This is a genomic window from Bradyrhizobium sp. Kon56 (genome assembly GCF_055807635.1).
In genome coordinates, this window is record NZ_JBVVOU010000549.1 from 1 (window position 1) to 249 (window position 249).

A 249-nucleotide genomic window follows, 5' to 3' on the forward strand; every position below is an offset into this window, starting at 1 on the left:
GAGCGATCGGATTGTCGACATCATTGGCGAAAACATCGACTGCGTGGTGCGCGGCGGCGAAATCATCGATCAGTCACTGGTGGCAAGGCATGTGGGCGATTTGAACATCGGCATGTATGCCGCGCCCGCTTATCTGCAGCGCTTCGGTACGCCAGAGCACCCCCATGAAATCGAGGAGGGCGGGCACAGCACCGTGGGCTTTCTCTGGTTTCGTACGGGCAAATCCTTGCCCTACGCGATGCGGCGTGG

At 59.8% G+C, this 249-nt stretch carries 1 protein-coding gene; it reads left to right on the plus strand.

Annotation, left to right across the window (positions count from 1 at the left end):
- Window positions 1–249, plus strand: a 249-nt coding sequence (locus AC0L3B_RS40010; RefSeq protein WP_473383486.1) for a type 2 periplasmic-binding domain-containing protein, incomplete at both ends; no start/stop codon positions are given.